Origin of the sequence: Sphingobium sp. SYK-6, from assembly GCF_000283515.1 — a bacterium.
Classification (GTDB): Bacteria; Pseudomonadota; Alphaproteobacteria; order Sphingomonadales; family Sphingomonadaceae; genus Sphingobium; species Sphingobium lignivorans.
Window position 1 is genome coordinate 3,165,659 of sequence record NC_015976.1, and the last position, 18,679, is coordinate 3,184,337.

Genomic DNA, 18,679 nt, shown 5'->3' on the forward strand with positions numbered 1-18,679 from the left:
TCCTGATCTGGCGCGCGTCCGCACAGCCGGAAAGATCGCATCATGAACCGTGCTTTGCTGACAGCATTTGTCCTTACTCTCGCCGTTCCCGCCGCCGCTCCCGCCATCGCCCAGGAAACGCTGAGCCCGGAGCAGGTCACGGCGTTCAACGCGGCCGTGGTGGACTTCAATGCCGGCCAGAAGGCCCAGCAGGCCGGCGATCATGCCGGTGCGCTGGCGAAATACGAGGCCGCGCTGCCGGCCATCCGCGCGGCGGTCGCGGCGCAGCCCGACAATATCGACTATGTCAGCTTCCTCGCGAACGCGCTTTATCTCACTGGCGCTGCCAATGCAGGCGCGCAGAAGATGGACGCGGTGGCACCGCTTTATGAGGAAAGCCTGCCGCTCTGGCGGAAGGTCGTGGCGGCCAAGCCCGCGGACGGGCAGAGCAAGATGATCCTGTCCAGCCTGCTCATCCAGGTAGCCAATGCAAAGCTCGGCCAGCAGGACAAGGCCGGCGCGCTGGCTTATTACAACGAGGCCCTGCCGATCGCCCGGCAGGCGGTCGCCACCGCGCCGAACCCGCAGAACAGGAACCTGCTGCTCGGCGGGCTCATCGGCGCCAGCCAGGCAAGCGACGATCCGGCGATCAAGGAGGAAGCGGCGACATTGTCGAAGGCGATGCTGGCCGATGGCTCGGTCGACGCAGCCAACAAGCCCGCCGCCGAAATCCTGGGCGCGGCGCCCCCCGCGACCTGATCGGGCAGGGGCCGGTCGCGAGAGGCCGGCCCCCTCCCTCATCCCGGGGGAGCCCTTACGAGTCTCCCTCCCTGCTCCCTACTCCCCGCGCCCCGTTTCCTCCGCAGGTTTCATGCCTCCGACAGCTCAAACGTATACCATATAAAATTCTTGTCGGCGGACTTGACGTCTCTGTGCAGGTGCACAAAAAGAACATTGGCGGTCCGCACGGAAGTGGGGCACCATCGGCAAGTCTTCCCTCAAGTGCATGGTGACGAAGTGAGGCACGAGAGCCGGCATCACGCGATGCACGCAAAGCGCGCGCCGGGCCCGGCCTTGTTGCTGGTGGCCGTTGTCGCGCTGCTGGCGGCCTGCTCGGGTGGCGAGCAGCAGGAGCAGCGGCGCGAGCCTCCGCTGGTCACGGCGGTCGAGCCGCAGCCTCATCTTTTCCGGGACGAGATCCAGGCCGTGGGTTCCGCCCGCGCCAATGAGCAGGTGACGCTGGCCGCCAATGTCACCGAGCGGATCGAGCGCCTGCTATTCGACGATGGCATGTATGTGCGCGCCGGCCAGTTGCTTGCCGTGCTTTCGAGCGCGCAGGAGGAGGCTGCCCTTGCCGGCGCCCGCGCGAGCGCCGCCGAGGCGCAGGCTCAGCTCGAGCGCGTCAACAGCCTCAATGAACAGGGTTTCGCCACCGGCGCCCTGCTCGATCGTCAGCGCGCCGCGCTGAGCGAGGCGAAAGCCGCGCAGGAAAGCATCCAGGCGCAGATCAGTGATCGCATGATCCGCGCGCCGTTCTCGGGCTATCTCTCGCTGCGCAACGTATCCGCCGGTGCCATCGTCACCACCGGCACGCCGCTCGTCACGGTCAGCGACATCTCGCGCATCAAGCTCGATTTCACGGTGCCGGAGACTCAGCTCGCGCTGCTGCGGCCCGGCCAGCCGATCAAGGCCTTCGCGTCGGCTTATCCGGACGATCCCATCATCGGGCAGGTCAGCGTGATCGATCCGGTGATCGATCCCCAGAGCCGCGCGGTGATGGTGCGCGCGACGCTTCCCAATCCCGGCAACCGCATCAAGCCGGGCATGCTGCTCACCGTGCGCATCGAGACCGGCCAGCGCACCGCGCTCGCCGTGCCGGAAATGGCAGTGATGGCCGAAGGCGACCTGCGCTATGTCTACACGGTGGATGACAAGCATGTGGTGCGGCGCACGGCAGTGACCACCGGCCTGCGCGATGGCGGCTTCATCGAAGTGGCGGGGCTCCCCCGCGATGCGCGCGTCGTGGCCGAGGGCGTCGTCAAGGTGGCGGAAGGCCGGCCGGTCCGCCTCGCGGAAGGCCCGGGCCGCGCCAGCAATGAAAATCCCGCGTCCGGCCCGCAGGACCCCGCCTCATGATCCTTTCGGACATCTCGGTCCGACGCCCGGTCGTCGCGACCGTGATGGCGCTGCTGATCACGATCGTGGGGATCATCGGCTTCCTCAGCCTCTCGATCCGCGAATATCCGGATACCGACGCGCCGATCGTCTCGGTGCAGACGCAATATACCGGCGCGAATGCCGGCGTCATCGAAAGCCGCCTCACCCAGCCCCTCGAGCAGCGCCTGGCCGGCATCGAGGGCATCGAGTCGATCAGCTCGGTCTCGCGCGACGGCAGCTCGAACATCACCATCGAGTTCAGCCCCGGCCGCAATATCGACGAGGCGGCGAACGACGTGCGTGATCGCGTGTCGGCCGGCGCGGCGGACCGCCCGGTCGATGCGCTCCCGCCGGAAGTGCGCAAAGTCGATGCCGATGCCTCGCCGATCATCTTCTTCCCGGTCATGGCGACCGGGTGGGACAAGACGAAGCTGGGCGACTATGTCTCGCGCGTCATTGTCGACCGGCTGTCCACCATCGATGGCGTGGCGCAGGTCCAGCCGGTGGGCATCGCCGAGCCCTCGATGCGCGTGTGGCTCGATGCGGACCGCCTCGCGGCTTTCCGGCTGACGCCCCGCGACGTCGAGAATGCGCTGCGCCAGCAGAATGTGGAGCTGCCGGCGGGACGGATCGAGACGCCCGCGCAGAATCTCTCGCTGCGGGTCGAGCGCGGCTTCACTACGCCCGATGATTTCAGGCAGCTCGTGATCGGCCGGGGGCCTGACGGCTATCTGGTGCGGCTGGGCGACGTCGCGCGCGTGGAGGAAGGGCCGGAGAATCCCTACACCTCCTTCCGCTTCAATGGCGAGACGGGCGTGGGGCTGGGCATCGTGCGGCAATCGGGCGCCAACACGCTGGCCGTCGCGCAGGCCGCCAAGAAGATGGTCGCCGATCTCAGCAAGGATCTGCCGCAGGGCATGGAGATCAAGATCGGCAGCGACAGCACCCTGTTCATCGAGCAGGCGATCAAGGGCGTGTGGAAGACGCTGGCGGAAGCGGCGCTGCTCGTCATGGTGGTGGTGTTCTTCTTCCTCGGCAGCGTGCGCGCGACCATCGTGCCGATGATCACGGTGCCGATCTGCCTGCTCGGCACCTTCGCCGTGCTCTGGCTGGCGGGCTATTCCATCAATCTGCTCACGCTGCTGGCGCTGGTGCTGGCGATCGGCCTCGTGGTGGATGATGCGATCGTCGTGCTGGAGAATATCTATCATCGCGTCGAGCAGGGCGAACCGCCGCTTTATGCCGCCTATGCGGGGGCCAAGCAGGTCGGTTTCGCCGTGGTCGCCATGACGCTGGTGGTCTGCGCGGTGTTCGTGCCGGTCATGTTCCTGTCCGGCCAGACCGGCCTCCTGTTCCGCGAGCTGGCGGTGGCGATGATGGCGGCCATCGCCATTTCCGGCTTCCTGGCCCTCACCCTGACGCCGATGATGTGCTCCAAGCTGCTCCGGAACCACGAGCGCGGCGCCTTCACCGCGCGCATCGACCATGCGATGGAGCGGTTCGAGCAGGGCTACAGCCGCATTCTGGACGGCCAGCTCAAGCGCCCCTGGCTCATCATCGCCGCCGTCGTGCTGCTGCTGGGATCGGCCGCCTGGCTGTTCGGCACCCTCGATTCGGAGCTGGCGCCCGCCGAGGACACCGGCATCGTGCAGATCCGCATGAACATGCCGGAAGGGACCAGCTTCGCGCAGGCCGATGCCTATACCAAGCAGGCCGAAGCGCTCCTCATGCCGATGGTGGGGCATGGCGGCGTGCGCGGCATGATCGCGCGCCTGCCGGGGAGCTTTGGCGCGGGCGAGGATTTCAACAACAATCAGCTTTCGGTCTATCTCCAGCATTGGGACGATCGCACGATCACGTCGCTCGATGTCGCGGACGAGGTGAACAAGCGCGTCGCCACCCTGCCCGCCGTCCGCGGCAACGCCGTCGTGCTCAACCGGCTGTCGCGCGGTGGCCAGCCGATCCGCTTCGTGATCGCCGGCATGTCCTATGAGGAGCTGGCCCGCGCGCGCGACCGGATCATCGATGCCGCGCGCGACAATCCCGGCATCATCAATCTCGATGCCGATTATGTGGAGAACAAGCCGCAGCTCGTCATAGAGGTCGATCATCAGCGCGCCGGCGATCTCGGCATCTCCGTCGATGATGTGAGCCAGGCGCTCCAGACCATGATGGGCTCGCGCCGCACCTCCACTTATGTGCGCGATGGCGAGGAATATTATGTCATCCTCCAGGCCGAGGCCTTCAATCGCGAGGACGAGGCCGCGCTGTCCAAGGTCTATGTGCGCTCGGCCAGCGGCACGCTCGTCCCGCTCTCCAATCTCGTGATCGCGCGGCAGGCCGCCACCGCGCGCGAGCTGGGGCGCTTCAACAAGATGCGCGCGATCACGCTGCAGGGCGGTCTCGCGCCGGGCTATTCGCTGGGCCGCGCGCTCGATTTCCTGGAGGATCAGGCGCGGCTCTCGCCGGAAGTGCTGGCAGTCGGTTATCGCGGCGAGAGCCAGTCCTTCAAGCAGACCGGCGGCGCCATCTGGATCGCGTTCGGCCTGACGGTGATCATCATCTACATGCTGCTCGCCGCCCAGTTCGAGAGCTTCGTCCATCCCGCCGTCATCATCTCGGCGGTTCCGCTCGGCGTGGCGGGCGGCATCCTGGGCCTGGCCGCGACGGGCACCACCATCAATCTGTTCAGCCAGATCGGCATCGTCATGCTGGTCGGCCTCGCGGTGAAGAACGGCATCCTCATCGTCGAGTTCGCCAATCAGCTCCGCGACGAAGGCCGGGATATCGAGGAAGCGATCCGCGAAGCCTCCGCCCGCCGCCTGCGCCCGATCCTCATGACCTCCATCGCGACCGTCGCGGGCGCGGTCCCGTTGGCGCTCAGCCATGGCGCCGGCGCGGGTGCGCGGGCGTCGATCGGCTGGGTCATCGTCTTCGGCGTCAGCATCGCGACGGTCATCACATTGTTCGTGGTTCCCCTCCTCTATCGCCATCTCGCGCGCGGCACCCAGTCGCCCGAAGCGATCACGCGCCGCCTGCGCGCGCTGATCGCTGATCGCGGCGGCGACAAGTCCGGCCTTGCGCATCCGGCGGAATAGCCTGTTCATGTCGCGCCGCGTGCGTGGAGCGGTTGTCTTGCGGCCGCTGCTGTTGCAAGGGAGAGGCGACGCCGCCGCGAGCGGCAGGAACAGGATTTCGAACGGGAAGATGGCATGAGCGCAACGGACAAGCCGGTGGTGTTGTTTGGCGGTGGTGGCTTTGTCGGCCGCCGGGTGGCGCAGGAGCTGCTGTCGAAAGGCTATCGCGTGCGGATCGCGCAGCGCATGCCGCGCCAGGCGATGGCCGTGCGCTCGCTCGGCAATATGGGCCAGACGCAGCTGCTCGCAGTCGACATCACCAAGCCCGGGCAGGTCGCTGCCGCGCTGGCCGGCGCGGGCGCCGCGGTCAATCTGGTCGGCCTGCTCAAGGGCGACATGGTGTCGGCGCATGTCGTCGGCGCGCGCAACATCGCGGAAGCCGCCGCCGCGCAGGGGCTGGACGCGCTCGTCCATGTCTCGGCGATCGGCGCGGACCCGGCGAGCAGCTCGGCTTATGGCAAGACCAAGGGCGAAGGCGAGGCAGCGGTGCGCGCGGCCTTCCCGGGCGCGACGATCGTGCGTCCCTCGATCATGTTCGGCCAGGATGACGGCTTCACCAATCGCTTCGCCCAGCTCATCGCCACCGGTTCGTCCGTTCCGCTCGTGCGGGCCGTGCCCCTGATCCGGGGCGAGACGCGCTTCCAGCCGGTGAATGTCGCGGACGTTGCCCGCGCCATCGCACAGGCGGTCGAATCGCCCGAGACGTTCGGCGGGCAGACTTTCGAGCTCGGCGGGCCGGACGTGATGACGCTCGCGCAGATCAATCACTGGATCGCCGACCAGATCGGCCGGAAGGTCCGTTTCCTCCCCGTGCCGGACGGGCTGGCCAGCGCGCTTGCCGCGATGACCGGCTGGGCGCCGGGTGCGCCGATCACGCGCGACCAGTTCAGGATGCTGCTGCACGACAATGTCGTGGCGGCCGATGCCCCGGGCTTCGAGCAGTTCGGCATCAAGCCCGCGCCGATGGCGGCGCTCGCGCCGGCCTGGCTGACCCATTATCGTCGGCAGGGCCGCTTCGGCGCACCCGCGCGCGCCTGACCCGCAACATGAAGGGCGGCCGCCGCCCCGCCCCCTCATCCTGACAATGCCGGGACGATCATATCATGGACAGTGCCATCCCCACCGCCCTGCTGCTCGGCATCCTTGAAGGATTGACCGAGTTCCTGCCGGTCTCCTCCACCGGCCACCTCATCCTCGCGAGCGAGTTGCTGGGCTTCACGGGCGAATCCTCGGTGACGTTCAAGATCGCCATCCAGCTCGGCGCGATCCTCGCCGTGATCATGGTCTACTGGCGGCGCTTCTGGGGCGTGGGCATGGGCCTCTTGCAGATGAAGCCCGGCCCGGTGGCCTTCACGCGCAACATCATCGTGGGTTTCCTGCCGGCCATGGTGATCGGCGTCCTGGTGTACGAGGCCATTCGCGTGGCCATCCAGACGCCGATGGTGGTCGCGGTCGCGCTCATCGTGGGCGGCATCATCATTCTGGTGCTCGAGCGACGGGTCAAGCATGTGCGGGTCGAGTCCGTCGAGACCATGCCGCTCGGCACGGCGCTCGGCATCGGCTTCGTCCAGTGCACGGCCATGCTGCCGGGCGTCAGCCGCTCGGGCGCCACCATCATGGGCGGCCTGATGATGGGCGTGGAGCGCAAGACCGCGGCCGAGTTCAGCTTCTTCCTCGCCGTCCCCACCATGCTGGCCGCCACGGTCTACGCCCTGTGGCATGACCGGGCCCTGCTCAACGCGGACGATCTCAATCTCATCGCCATCGGCTTCGCCGCTGCCTTCGTCGCGGCATTGCTGGTGGTGAAAGCCTTCGTCGCCATTGTCGGCCGCTACGGCTTCACGCCTTTCGCATGGTATCGAATCGTGGTGGGATCCACCGCCCTGATCTGGCTGCTGATGAGGTAGGTCCGGATCGGACCTAAAAGAGTCGGCGGGCAGTGCATGGGGTCTGGCGAATGCAGGACCCGCGATAAAATAGGTCAATACTTCTGGCCTAATAGGCCGGAATTGCGTGACTCGGCCTTTTTTTGACGTTATGGACCCGCGCGAGGCCGCCCTTCGGCCTCTGGGGAATCCAAGAATGGCCGAAAATCCGATGCTGAAGTTCGTGGTGCGCTCGCAATCCTATCCGGAGAAGCGGACGGTGAGCGAACGGGCCCATGATTTCCAGGAGATATCCAGCAGCTTCGCGGTGGATAGCGCGGAGGATCAGGCCGGGCGCTGCTCGCAATGCGGCGTGCCTTATTGCTCGGTCCATTGCCCGCTGCACAATCACATCCCGGACTGGCTGCGGCTCACGGCGGAGGGCCGCCTGCGTGAAGCCTATGAGCTGTCCAACCTCACCTCCACCATGCCGGAGATCTGCGGCCGCATCTGCCCGCAGGACCGGCTGTGCGAAGGCAATTGCGTCATCGAGTTCTCGGGCCACGGCGCCGTCACCATCGGCTCGGTCGAGAAGTTCATCACCGATACCGCGTGGAAGGAAGGCTGGGTCGAGCCGGTGCAGGTGGACGAGCCCACCGGCCAGTCTGTGGGCATCATCGGGGCCGGTCCCGCCGGCCTCACCGCTGCGGAATATCTGCGCGCCGCGGGCCATGACGTGCATGTCTATGATCGCCATGACCGGGCCGGCGGCCTGCTGACCTATGGCATTCCCGGCTTCAAGCTGGAGAAGGAAGTCGTCATGCGCCGCGTGAAGCGGCTGGAGGATGCCGGCATCCACTTCCACACCAGCTTCGATGTCGGCCGCGACGCGACGCTGGCCGAGCTGCGCAAGCGCCACGATGCCCTGCTCGTCGCCACCGGCGTCTACAAGGCGCGCGACATCAAGGCGCCGGGCGTTGGCACGAAGGGCATCGTGAAGGCCCTCGATTTCCTCACCGCTTCCAACCGCGCGAATTTCGGCGATGCCGTACCCGAGCATGAGGATGGCTCGCTGCTCGCCGCCGGCAAGGACGTCGTCGTGATCGGCGGCGGCGACACCGCCATGGATTGCGTGCGCACGGCCGTCCGCCAGGGCGCCAGGAGCGTGCGCTGCCTCTACCGCCGCGACCGCGAGAACATGCCCGGCTCCCAGCGCGAAGTGCAGAATGCCGAGGAGGAAGGCGTCGAGTTCGTCTGGCTCTCCGCGCCCGTCGCGTTCGAGGGCACCGATCAGGTCACCGGCGTCAAGCTCACCCGCATGCGTCTCGGCCAGCCGGACGCCTCCGGCCGCCGCTCGCCCGAGCCCGATCCAGGCAGCGAGGCCAGCATCCCGGCCGATCTCGTCATTCAGGCGCTCGGCTTCGAGCCCGAGGACCTGCCGGTGATGTTCGCCGAGCCCGAGCTTGCGGTCACGCGCTGGGGCACGCTGCGGATCGATCATCGCAGCATGATGACCAGCGTCGAGGGCGTCTTCGCCGCCGGCGACATCGTGCGCGGCGCCAGCCTCGTCGTCTGGGCCATCCGCGACGGCCGCGACGTGGCCGAGCACATGCAGGGCTGGCTGCGCGCCAAGGCGCCGAAGAAGCAGCCGGTCGCCGCATGAGGAAGCTGGCCGCATATCTGCTCGCGGCGCTCGTGCTGCTGCCCAGCCCTGCCGTGATCGCGGCAGAGCAAAGCGTTGCGCCTGCGACAAGCGCGGCGCCCGAACCGGCACGTCTTGAGAGTGCCCGGCGGCTGGTGGACGTCATTCTGCCAGCCGAGCAACGCGATGCCATGTTCGCTTCGGCCGTGAATGCCATGATGGACAACATGCTCGCGGGAGTCGTCGATGGTCAGGAGGGTTTTGGCAAGATGCTTGCCGAGACGCCGGAACTCAGGACGGCATTCGCCAATTTTGTCGAGCGGCAGCGCGCGCTCGCGCATGAGGATCTCCGCGAGACGACACCGGAACTGATCCTGGCCTACACAAACGCTTATGCGCGGTTGTTCACGACCGGGGAGCTGGACGAGATTGCCGCGTTCATGACGACGCCCGCCGGCCGGGCCTACGCCCAGCGGTCCTCGGAAATCATGTCCGACCCCGATTTCGCCGCCTGGCAGCGGAATGTGAGTGCGCGCAGTCAGGCACGTCTGACGGATGAGCTGGGCAAGCTCATGCAAGAAATCAAACCCATCATTGAAGCCAAGGAAGCAACCCACCATGGTTCCTGAGACCGAACGTGACCGCATCGCCCGCGAAGGCATGTATCGCCCCGAGTTCGAGAGCGACGCATGCGGCGTCGGCCTCGTTGCCGCGACGGACGGCAAGGCCTCGCGCCGCGTGGTCGAGAGCGCGATCGATGCGCTCAAGGCCGTGTGGCACCGCGGCGCGGTGGACGCGGACGGCAAGACCGGTGACGGCGCGGGCATCCATGTCGACCTGCCGGCGCGCTTCTTCGACGATGCCATTTCCGCGTCCGGCCACAAGCCGATGCCCAACCGGCTCGCCGTGGGCATGGTCTTCCTGCCCCGCACGGACCTGAGCGCGCAGGAGACCTGCCGCACCATCGTCGAGGCCGAGATCATCCAGGCCGGCTACCGCATCTATGGCTGGCGGCAGGTGCCGGTCGACGTGTCCGTCATCGGCGAGAAGGCCCAGCGGACTCGCCCGGAAATCGAGCAGATCCTCATCGCCGGGCCCATGCCCGAGGAACAGGCCGTCGCCGAGTTCGAGCGCGATCTCTATCTCGTCCGCCGCCGGATCGAGAAGAAGGTCATCGAGGCGCAGATCAACGATTTCTACATCTGCTCGCTCTCCTGCCAGTCGATCGTCTACAAGGGCCTGTTCCTCGCCGAGAGCCTGTCGGTCTTCTATCCCGATCTCACGGACGAGCGCTTCGAGAGCCGCGTCGCGATCTTCCACCAGCGTTATTCGACCAACACCTTCCCGCAATGGTGGCTGGCCCAGCCGTTCCGCAGCCTCGCCCATAATGGCGAGATCAACACGATCCGCGGCAACAAGAACTGGATGAAGAGCCACGAGATCAAGATGGCGGCCCTCGCGTTCGGCGAGCAGTCGAGCGACATCAAGCCGGTGATCCCCGCCGGTGCATCCGATACCGCCGCGCTCGACGCGGTGTTCGAGACGCTGTGCCGCGCCGGCCGCGACGCGCCGACCGCCAAGCTGATGCTGGTGCCCGAGGCCTGGCAGCACAGCGATGACGTGCCCGAGGCGCATCATGACATGTACAATTATCTCGCCTCCGTCATGGAGCCGTGGGACGGGCCGGCGGCGCTCGCCATGACCGATGGCCGCTGGGCCGTCGCGGGCATGGACCGCAATGCCCTGCGGCCGCTGCGCTACACGCTCACGGCCGACAATCTGCTGATCGTGGGTTCCGAGACGGGCATGGTCGTGGTGCCGGAAAGCACCGTGACGAAGAAGGGCCGGCTGGGCCCGGGCCAGATGATTGCCGTCGATCTCGATGCCGGCAAGGTGTTCGACGATCGCGCGATCAAGGACCGGATCGCGGCCGAGCGGCCTTATGCCGATTATGTGAAGGGCTTCCGCCACGCCGGGGACCTGCCGGCGCCCGCCGAGGACGCCCGGCCGCAATGGGACCGCGCCGAGCTGACGCGCCGCCAGATCGCCGCCAATCTCACCATGGAGGATATGGAGCTGATCCTCACGCCCATGGCCGAGGACGGCAAGGAAGCCGTGGGATCGATGGGCGATGACAGTCCGCTGGCCGTCATCACGGACAAGCCGCGCACCATCAGCCATTTCTTCCGCCAGAATTTCAGCCAGGTCACCAATCCGCCCATCGACAGCCTGCGCGAGCGGCATGTGATGAGCCTCAAGACGCGCTTCTCGAACCTCGCGAACATCCTGGAGGACGACGCGCAGAACAGCGACGTGCTGATCCTCGATTCGCCCGTGCTGCTCTGCGAGGACTGGTCGCGCCTGAAGCGCTATTTCGGCAAGGTGGTCGCGGAGATCGACTGCACTTTCCCCGCCGATGGCCCGCCCGATGCGCTGCGCGCCGCCATCAACCGCATCCGCGACGAGGCGGAGATCGCCGTGCGCGCCGGCCAGACCGAGCTTTTCCTCTCGGACGAGGCCGTGGGGCCGGACCGGGTCGGCATCGCGATGGTGCTGGCGGCGGCCGCCGTCCACACCCATCTCGTGCGCAAGGGGCTGCGCTCCTACTGCTCGGTCAACGTGCGCACCGCCGAGTGCCTCGATCCGCATTATTTCGCGGTGCTCATCGGCGTCGGCGCGACGACGGTGAATGCCTATCTCGCCGAGGCGTGCATCGCGGATCGCCATGCGCGCGGCCTGTTCGGGCAGCGCAGCCTGGAGACCTGCCTTGGCAATTATCGCAACGCGGTGAACGAAGGCCTGCTCAAGATCATGAGCAAGATGGGGATCGCGGTGATCTCCAGCTATCGCGGCGGCTATAATTTCGAGGCGGTCGGCCTTTCCCGCGCGCTGGTGAACGATCTTTTCCCGGGCATGCCCTCGAAGATCTCCGGCGAGGGCTATGCCTCGCTCCAGTATAATGCGCTGGTGCGGCATGAAGCGGCGCGCAGCAAGAAAGTGGTGCATCTGCCCGTGGGCGGCTTCTACCGGCATCGCGCCGGCGGCGACACCCATGCCTATTCCGCCCAGCTCATGCACCTGCTGCAGACGGCGGTGGCGACGGACAGCTACTCGACCTACCTCCAGTTCGCGCGCGGCGCGGCGGAGCTGCCGCCGGTCTATCTGCGCGATCTGCTCGAGTTCAATTATCCCGACCGGGCCGTGCCGATCGACGAGGTGGAAGCGATCACCGAGATCCGCAAGCGCTTCGTGACGCCGGGCATGTCGCTCGGCGCGCTCTCGCCCGAGGCGCATGAGACGCTGGCCATCGCCATGAACCGGATCGGCGCCAAGGCCGTCTCCGGCGAGGGCGGCGAGGACAAGAAGCGCTTCACGCCGTACGAGAATGGCGACAATGCCAACAGCTCGATCAAGCAGATCGCGAGCGGACGGTTCGGCGTCACGGCCGAATATCTCGGCGCGTGCGAGGAAGTGGAGATCAAGGTCGCGCAGGGCGCCAAGCCCGGCGAGGGTGGCCAGCTGCCCGGCTTCAAGGTGACCGAGTTCATTGCCCGGCTTCGCCACTCGACGCCCGGCGTGACGCTCATCTCGCCCCCCCCGCATCACGACATCTACTCGATCGAGGATCTCGCGCAGCTCATCTATGACCTGAAGCAGATCAATCCGCGCGCGCGGGTCTGCGTCAAGCTCGTCAGCCAGGCCGGCATCGGCACGGTGGCGGCGGGCGTCGCCAAGGCGCATGCGGACGTAATCCTCATTTCCGGCAATGTCGGCGGCACCGGCGCCTCGCCGTTCACCAGCATCAAGTTCGCGGGCCTGCCCTGGGAAATGGGCCTGTCCGAGGCCAATCAGGTGCTCACGCTCAATGGCCTGCGCCACCGGGTGAAGCTGCGCACGGACGGCGGCCTCAAGACCGGGCGGGACATCGTGGTCGCCGCGATCCTGGGCGCCGAGGAATTCGGCATCGGCACGCTGAGCCTGGTCGCCATGGGCTGCATCATGGTGCGCCAGTGCCACAGCAACACCTGCCCCGTGGGCGTGTGCGTGCAGGACGAGCGGCTGCGCGCCAAGTTCACCGGCACGCCCGAGAAGGTCATCAATCTCATGACCTTCATTGCCGAGGAAGTGCGCGAGATCCTGGCCCGTCTGGGGTGCCGCAGCCTCAATGAAGTGATCGGCCGCACCGAGTTCCTCCGGCAGGTGAGCCGGGGCGCCGAGCATCTCGACGATCTCGATCTCAATCCCATCCTCGCCAAGGTGGATGCGGACGATGATAAGCGCCGCTTCAACATCCCGACCTTCCGCAACGATGTGCCGGACAGCCTCGATGCGCAGATGATCGCGGACGCGAAGGCCGTGTTCGAGCGGGGCGAGAAGATGCAGCTCACCTACACGGTGCGCAACACGCATCGCGCCGTGGGCACGCGCTTCTCGGCGATGGTCACGCAGAAGTTCGGCATGTCCACGCTGGCGGACGGCCACGTCCATGTCCGCCTGCGCGGCACGGCGGGCCAGTCGCTCGGTGCCTTCCTGTGCAAGGGCCTCACGCTCGAAGTGTTCGGCGATGCCAATGACTATGTGGGCAAGGGGCTTTCCGGCGGCATCATCGCGGTGCGGCCCATGGTCTCCAGCCCGCTCGCCAGCCAGGACAATACCATCATCGGCAACACCGTGCTTTACGGCGCGACCTCGGGCAAGCTGTTCGCTGCCGGTCAGGCCGGCGAGCGCTTCGCCGTGCGCAACAGCGGCGCGCAGGTGGTGGTCGAGGGCTGCGGCGCCAATGGCCTTGAATATATGACCGGCGGCATCGCCGTCATCCTCGGCCGCGTCGGCGCCAATTTCGGCGCGGGCATGACCGGCGGCATGGCCTTCGTCTATGACGAGGCCCGCACCTTCCCGCAGCGCGCGAACCCGGAAAGCATCGTCTGGCAGCGCCTCGCCAGCGCCCATTGGGAAGCCGCGCTCCGCGCCCTCATCGAGGAGCATGTCGCTCGCACCGACAGCAGCTGGGCCCAGGCCATCCTCCACGACTGGGACCGCGCCCGCGAGCATTTCTGGCAGATCTGCCCCAAGGAAATGATCACCCGGCTCGACCATCCCCTCTCCGACGAGGAAACCGAAATGGCGGCCGAATGACCCGGCCCATCCCGAACTGACCCTTCAAGGGGCCGATCCTCTCAGCGGACCGGCCCCTGATTTTGTGCCCCCCACGAGGTCGCCAAACACGTTCGACCACATCGCCTTGTCGCAAGCAGTTTCAGAGCCAGAACTCCTGCTGATTGGTGTTGGAGCGCCTTACTTCCAACGCCTTATCCCTTGTGGCCTGCCAGCCCGCCATCCACCCGTCAGCGCCATTCTCGCGTAGGATTTATGAGAATACAGACTGGACTGGCAGCACCGGCGCGATTCGCCACCCCTTTGATCCGGCCAGATCGCCGGGATGGATGGAAAGCGGACATTGCGTTTGCTCTAGATCGTGGGATTCTCACTCGCATAGACGGAGACGGTCGAGAACCTGCCTATGTCTCTGGATGCTAATCAGGCGCGTTCTTGACAGGTGCTTACTTAAGCACCGTCTCGACCAGCGCAGGCGCGGCGATGCCGAACCGTACCCTTTGTCTTTCAAATGACGCGCAGAGGCAGGCGTTAATCGTTTCGATCCGTTTCGTTCTGTCCCAAGTACGCCCTTGATCGGCTCCAATCTCCTCTGACGCTAGAGATTCGAGTTCATAGCTGAAGTGTGGCTCTTCAGGCGGTGGTCCATGGATTGCGAGCATCTGCACTAACTGCCACTCATCGACCCCGCAATCACGGGCGGCGATTTGAGCGTTCTGTTCTTTGGCAAATGGCAGGTCATTACGAGCGTCAGATCGACCTTTGGGGTCTGTGCATGACCCGAGTACGATCAGCGGAAGCAGAACCCTCATCCTCATCCGAACGTTCATAAGACGCTCTTTTAGGTTGTGAACCCATAAACGTCGGCAGCTAAAGCCCTTTGTATAAGGTCGGATGTGCCATTGGAAACCTGGCAAGCCCGAGGCGGCACGGACAAATCGCCCTGACCGGAAGTCCGCGATCGGGGCGCGCTGACGGCCTGCGTCGTGGCTGAATTGTTGTGGGGAGCGCACCTGCCCTCCTCTTCCTCGTCATTCCCGCGCATGCGGGAATCCAGTCACCCCAGCGACGCGAAACCAAGGCCGACGGCAAGGTCTTCCCAGTTCGGGTTCGCTTGCTCGATCAAGTCGAGCTTCCAGGCCCGGCGCCACTTTTTCATCTGCTTTTCCCGCAAGATCGCGTGCTCCATCGTGGCGTGCTGCTCGAACCAGACCAGCAGCTTGACCCCATGGTCCGCCGTGAAGCCGCCGAATGTTTCCGCGCGATGCGGGGCGATGCGCTGCATCAGATTGGATGTCACGCCCAGATAGAGCGTTCCGTTGCGGCGCGAGGCAAGCAGATAGACATAAGGATCAAGCAGCGCTTCATCGCAGCGTTGCTACTGGATTCCCGCATGCGCGGGAATGACGGCGGGAAGAGGAACGGCTTCGCCTGCATCGTCGTCGCATCCCGACAGCTTCTCCTGACCAAAACCCCGGATGGCAGCCGTTCCGCAAAACCATCGCGCTTGTCCACACCACCCCTGCACCAGATCGGGACAGGCCGCCCCCCCTCTCATCATTGCCGCTCCGCACGCGATCATGCTTAGCCGGGTGGGAGGCCGTTCCTGCTCATCCGAGTCGAACGGCGGGGAGGCCGATCTGCGCAGTCCGTTCACCAGTCTTGGAGCCGTCGCTGCCCTGATGCTCCTTCCCCTGCCCGTCCAGGCGGCCGGGGACGGCGCGGCGCGCGCTTCAGCCAGTGCGCCCGGCCTGCATCGGGCGAGCGAGGCGAAGCAGGAGGCGCAGGACAAGCGCGCCGACCTGCCTGCCCCGCCCATGGCCCTGTTGTTCGGCATCGGCGCGGTGGGCGTGATCTGGGGGCGTCGGCTCGCCGCCGATGCCCGCAAGGCGCGGGAACAGGCCGGGCGGAAGGGATAAGGCCAGTTTTCCGGGCCTTGGCCGGCAGGTCAGGGAAGCTCGTCAGAGGGCGGCGGCCCGTCGATCTGCGCGTCTCGCGCCGGTAGCTCTGGCCGCTCCGGCAGCTCTGGCCGCGCTGGCCGTTCCGCCCGCACGGGCGCAGTCACCGGCATGGGCGCAAGCGATCCGGACGGCATCGGCGCGACGACGGGCCGGGCTGCCGCCCCGGACGCCCGCGCGCGCTCTCCCGCCCGCTCGCCCGTCCGCGCCGGCGGCAATCGAACCGGGACCGGCGGCTCTTCCGGCGCATAGTGCGGCATGACCGGCACCATCAGGTCCACGACCTGCGCCGCCGCGCTGTCATAGAGGCTGGCGTCGCAGCCCTCGCATTCATAGGATGTCGGGCCGGGCCGCGGGGCAAAGCTGCGATCCGCAGCCGCCGTGAGGGACTTCGGCTCGGCGGTCATCGTCTCCAGCATCCGGCTGTAATCCGCCAGTTCGTCCTGCCCGCGCGAGGCCGCGCCGCCGGCCACGAAATTGCCGAGCATCACTCCGCCGACCGCGCCAAGGAACGCGATCACGCCAACGGTGAAGAGACGGCGTGCAGTCCGCTGCATCGGCGCAGCTTAGCAGAGCGGAGCGCCGTTGGCAGCCTCGCTCCGTCTCATGCCAGCCACGGACCGGGGCGCCGGCGGCCTTCCGCGCGCGCCGCATCCGGGTCCCTGCCGAGAATGGAGCTTGCGCGCCACCGGGCGCGGTCTAAGGGAGATGAGGATGTGGCACCTCTATCAATTCCCGCTTTGCCCCTTTTCCCGCAAGCTTCGCTTCCTGATGGCGGAGAAGGGCATCGTCTACGAGCTCGTGCGCGAATCGCCCTGGGAAGGCCGCGACGAGTTCCTGGATCTCAATCCGGCCGGGACGACGCCGGTGCTCGTCTCCGACGACGGGGCGACCACGCTCGCGGACAGTCAGGCGATCTGCGAATATTTCGAGGAGACGGTCGAGCAGTTCCCGCTCATTTCCGGCTCCGCGCTCGCTCGGGCGGAAGTCCGGCGGCTTGTGGCATGGTTCGATCAGGTGGTGTTCCGGGACGTCGTGGCGCCGCTGCTCAATGAGCGGATGATCAAGCGCATCGTCGCGCGCGCTTCCCCGGATGCCGGGGCGCTGCGCGACGCGATGCGCAAGGCGAACACCCATATGGACTATATGGACTGGCTGCTGGATCATCGCAGCTGGCTCGCCGGGGGCACGATGAGCCTGGCCGATGTGACTGCGGCGGCGCATATTTCCGTGGCGGATTATCTTGGCGGCATCGATTGGGAAGGGCACAAGCCCACGCGCCGCTGGTATGCCGGCATCAAGTCGCGCCCGTCCTTCCGCCCGCTGCTCGCCGAGCGCATGGAAGTCGTGACGCCGCCGAAATATTACGACCAGCCGGATTTCTGAAACCCGATTCAGGTTTCAACTTGCCGCGATCCGCCTGGCGCATTTCCCCTCGTGGGAGGACAGCGCGTTTTATGTGTCCTAGAGTGTCCGGTAATTCCGTCCCTTTGCCGGGGAACACGGAGGCCGGAATCGCCCTTATTGCTCGGGTTCGCGGGCGATATAGACGCGATTACGGCCATGTTCCTTGGCGAGGTAAAGTGCCCGGTCCGCGGCCCGCAGCGCATCGCGCGGTTCGGGGTGCGCGAACATGTCCGCCACGCCACCTGAAAAGGTCACCTGGTCCATGCGCTCGCCGGTCTTGCGATCGACGAGGTTCCGGCTGGCCATGTCGGCGCGCGCATCGTCGACCACCTTGGCGGCCTCGGCGACGGGCAGGCCCCGGAAGAGCAGCACGAACTCCTCGCCGCCATGCCGCGCCACATGGCACTTGTCGCCCGAGACCTTGGCGAGCAGCCCGGCGACGAACTTGAGCACGCGGTCGCCGGCATCATGTCCGTGGGTGTCGTTGACCGCCTTGAAATGATCGATGTCGCAGAAGGCGACGCTGAGCGGCTCGCCATTCTCCCGCGCGAGGGCGCATTCCTCGCGCAGCGTGCTCTCGAAGGCGCGGCGGTTCGGCAGGCCGGTCAGATGGTCCTGCTCCGCCGCCTTGCGGGCATTTTCGAGATTCTTCTGGAGCAGCCGCGTCTGCTTCTGCCCCTCGCGCATCCGGCTTTCCACCTCGCGCGTCTTCTCGATCATGCTGCGGGTCAGCGACACCAGATTGGCGATCGTCTCGCCGCCGGCATCCTCCTTGCTCAGCTCGGCCGCCTGCGCCTGCAGCGCCGCGCCGAAATCCTTGGCGGACGTGCTCGACTGATTGGCGATGCCCGTGATCTGGTTCAGGTTCGCTTCCATCTCGGAAAGCATGTCCGTGAGCGAATCGGGTGTCAGGTCCTCGGCCCGCTGGTCGGCAATGATCTGTTCGGCGACACCGTTGGTGATGCGTCCCCTGTCGCTCAGGATGGCGCGCACCGCCTTCTCGATCGCGACGTCGTTGCCGGTGATATAATCGAGCGCGAGGCCGAAATTGAGCGGCGTGATATCGAGGTCATGCGCGAAGAGGAAATCTCCGACATCCGCATACAGGGCCTTCCGGCGCTCCACCTCGCGCCGCATGTGGCCACTGCCCGTTTCGCGCTCTCCCGCGACGGATATCTCGCCCTCGTTCGGCAAGGTTTCCCCAATCCCGAAGATACGGCCAAGCTTGGCCAGGGTGCCACCTGGTTTATCGGACGACGCATTCGGGGCGGACATTGTGGATCTCCTCCAATGCCCGCCTTCTAGTCGGCTGTGGTAAAGAAAGCTTTGATCTTACGGCGCCCCGGTCTGTCATGCGGAACGGCGTGGACCCGGCATCGCTGGTCGGGCCGCGCGCCGGGCAGTCAGTTGAGGTTCATG

14 protein-coding genes are annotated in these 18,679 nt (G+C 66.3%); 10 read left to right on the forward strand and 4 right to left on the reverse strand.

Annotated features, from left to right (window positions below):
* Positions 1–42 precede the first annotated feature (42 nt).
* The 8 genes from SLG_RS14470 (at position 43) to gltB (ending at position 13,916) form a co-directional block, all read left to right on the forward strand.
* On the forward strand, positions 43–738 hold the full coding sequence (locus tag SLG_RS14470) for a hypothetical protein (RefSeq protein ID WP_014077237.1): 696 nt from the start codon (positions 43–45) through the stop codon (positions 736–738).
* 285 nt (positions 739–1,023) lie between these two features.
* The gene (locus SLG_RS14475) at positions 1,024–2,115 is read left to right on the forward strand and encodes an efflux RND transporter periplasmic adaptor subunit (RefSeq protein ID WP_014077238.1); all 1,092 of its coding nucleotides are present in this window, start codon (positions 1,024–1,026) and stop codon (positions 2,113–2,115) included.
* Complete coding sequence (locus SLG_RS14480; RefSeq protein WP_014077239.1) at positions 2,112–5,234, forward strand: efflux RND transporter permease subunit; 3,123 nt, start codon at positions 2,112–2,114, stop codon at positions 5,232–5,234. Before SLG_RS14475 ends, SLG_RS14480 begins: the two co-directional genes overlap by 4 nt.
* 114 nt (positions 5,235–5,348) lie before the next feature.
* Complete coding sequence (locus tag SLG_RS14485) at positions 5,349–6,311, forward strand: complex I NDUFA9 subunit family protein (protein WP_014077240.1); 963 nt, start codon at positions 5,349–5,351, stop codon at positions 6,309–6,311.
* Between the two features lie 65 nt (positions 6,312–6,376).
* Entirely contained in the window at positions 6,377–7,180 is an 804-nt protein-coding gene (locus SLG_RS14490; protein ID WP_014077241.1) for an undecaprenyl-diphosphate phosphatase, read from the forward strand.
* 175 nt (positions 7,181–7,355) lie between these two features.
* On the forward strand, positions 7,356–8,801 hold the full coding sequence (locus tag SLG_RS14495) for an NAD(P)-dependent oxidoreductase (RefSeq protein ID WP_014077242.1): 1,446 nt from the start codon (positions 7,356–7,358) through the stop codon (positions 8,799–8,801).
* Between the two features lie 32 nt (positions 8,802–8,833).
* On the forward strand, positions 8,834–9,409 hold the full coding sequence (locus SLG_RS14500; RefSeq protein ID WP_158512729.1) for a DUF2059 domain-containing protein: 576 nt from the start codon (positions 8,834–8,836) through the stop codon (positions 9,407–9,409).
* The gene (gltB, locus tag SLG_RS14505) at positions 9,399–13,916 is read left to right on the forward strand and encodes a glutamate synthase large subunit (protein WP_014077244.1); all 4,518 of its coding nucleotides are present in this window, start codon (positions 9,399–9,401) and stop codon (positions 13,914–13,916) included. The genes SLG_RS14500 and gltB overlap by 11 nt, the downstream gene beginning before the upstream one ends.
* 425 nt (positions 13,917–14,341) lie before the next feature.
* Here gltB and SLG_RS21490 read toward each other — a convergent pair whose 3' ends face one another.
* Both SLG_RS21490 and SLG_RS14510 read right to left on the reverse strand, forming a co-directional pair.
* Positions 14,342–14,707, reverse strand: a complete 366-nt coding sequence (locus tag SLG_RS21490; RefSeq protein WP_148276610.1) for a hypothetical protein — start codon at positions 14,705–14,707, stop codon at positions 14,342–14,344.
* Positions 14,708–14,952: 245 nt separating this feature from the next.
* Complete coding sequence (locus SLG_RS14510) at positions 14,953–15,255, reverse strand: GIY-YIG nuclease family protein (protein WP_041392075.1); 303 nt, start codon at positions 15,253–15,255, stop codon at positions 14,953–14,955.
* A 322-nt stretch (positions 15,256–15,577) separates the two neighbouring features.
* On the opposite strand from SLG_RS14510, the gene SLG_RS14515 reads away from it, so the two are divergent.
* On the forward strand, positions 15,578–15,814 hold the full coding sequence (locus SLG_RS14515) for a hypothetical protein (RefSeq protein WP_014077246.1): 237 nt from the start codon (positions 15,578–15,580) through the stop codon (positions 15,812–15,814).
* A gap of 29 nt (positions 15,815–15,843) precedes the next feature.
* Here the strand turns inward: SLG_RS14515 and SLG_RS14520 are convergent, their stop codons facing one another.
* Positions 15,844–16,410 carry a hypothetical protein gene (locus tag SLG_RS14520; protein ID WP_014077247.1) on the reverse strand — a complete coding sequence of 189 codons (567 nt, stop codon included), beginning with the start codon at positions 16,408–16,410 and terminating at the stop codon, positions 15,844–15,846.
* Between the two features lie 157 nt (positions 16,411–16,567).
* Here SLG_RS14520 and SLG_RS14525 point away from each other — a divergent pair, with 157 nt between their 5' ends.
* The gene (locus tag SLG_RS14525) at positions 16,568–17,239 is read left to right on the forward strand and encodes a glutathione S-transferase family protein (protein WP_014077248.1); all 672 of its coding nucleotides are present in this window, start codon (positions 16,568–16,570) and stop codon (positions 17,237–17,239) included.
* A 135-nt stretch (positions 17,240–17,374) separates the two neighbouring features.
* Here the strand turns inward: SLG_RS14525 and SLG_RS14530 are convergent, their stop codons facing one another.
* Positions 17,375–18,535 (reverse strand): GGDEF domain-containing protein, encoded by a 1,161-nt coding sequence (locus SLG_RS14530; RefSeq protein ID WP_014077249.1) that lies wholly within the window; start codon positions 18,533–18,535, stop codon positions 17,375–17,377.
* Between the last annotated feature and the right edge of the window lie 144 nt (positions 18,536–18,679).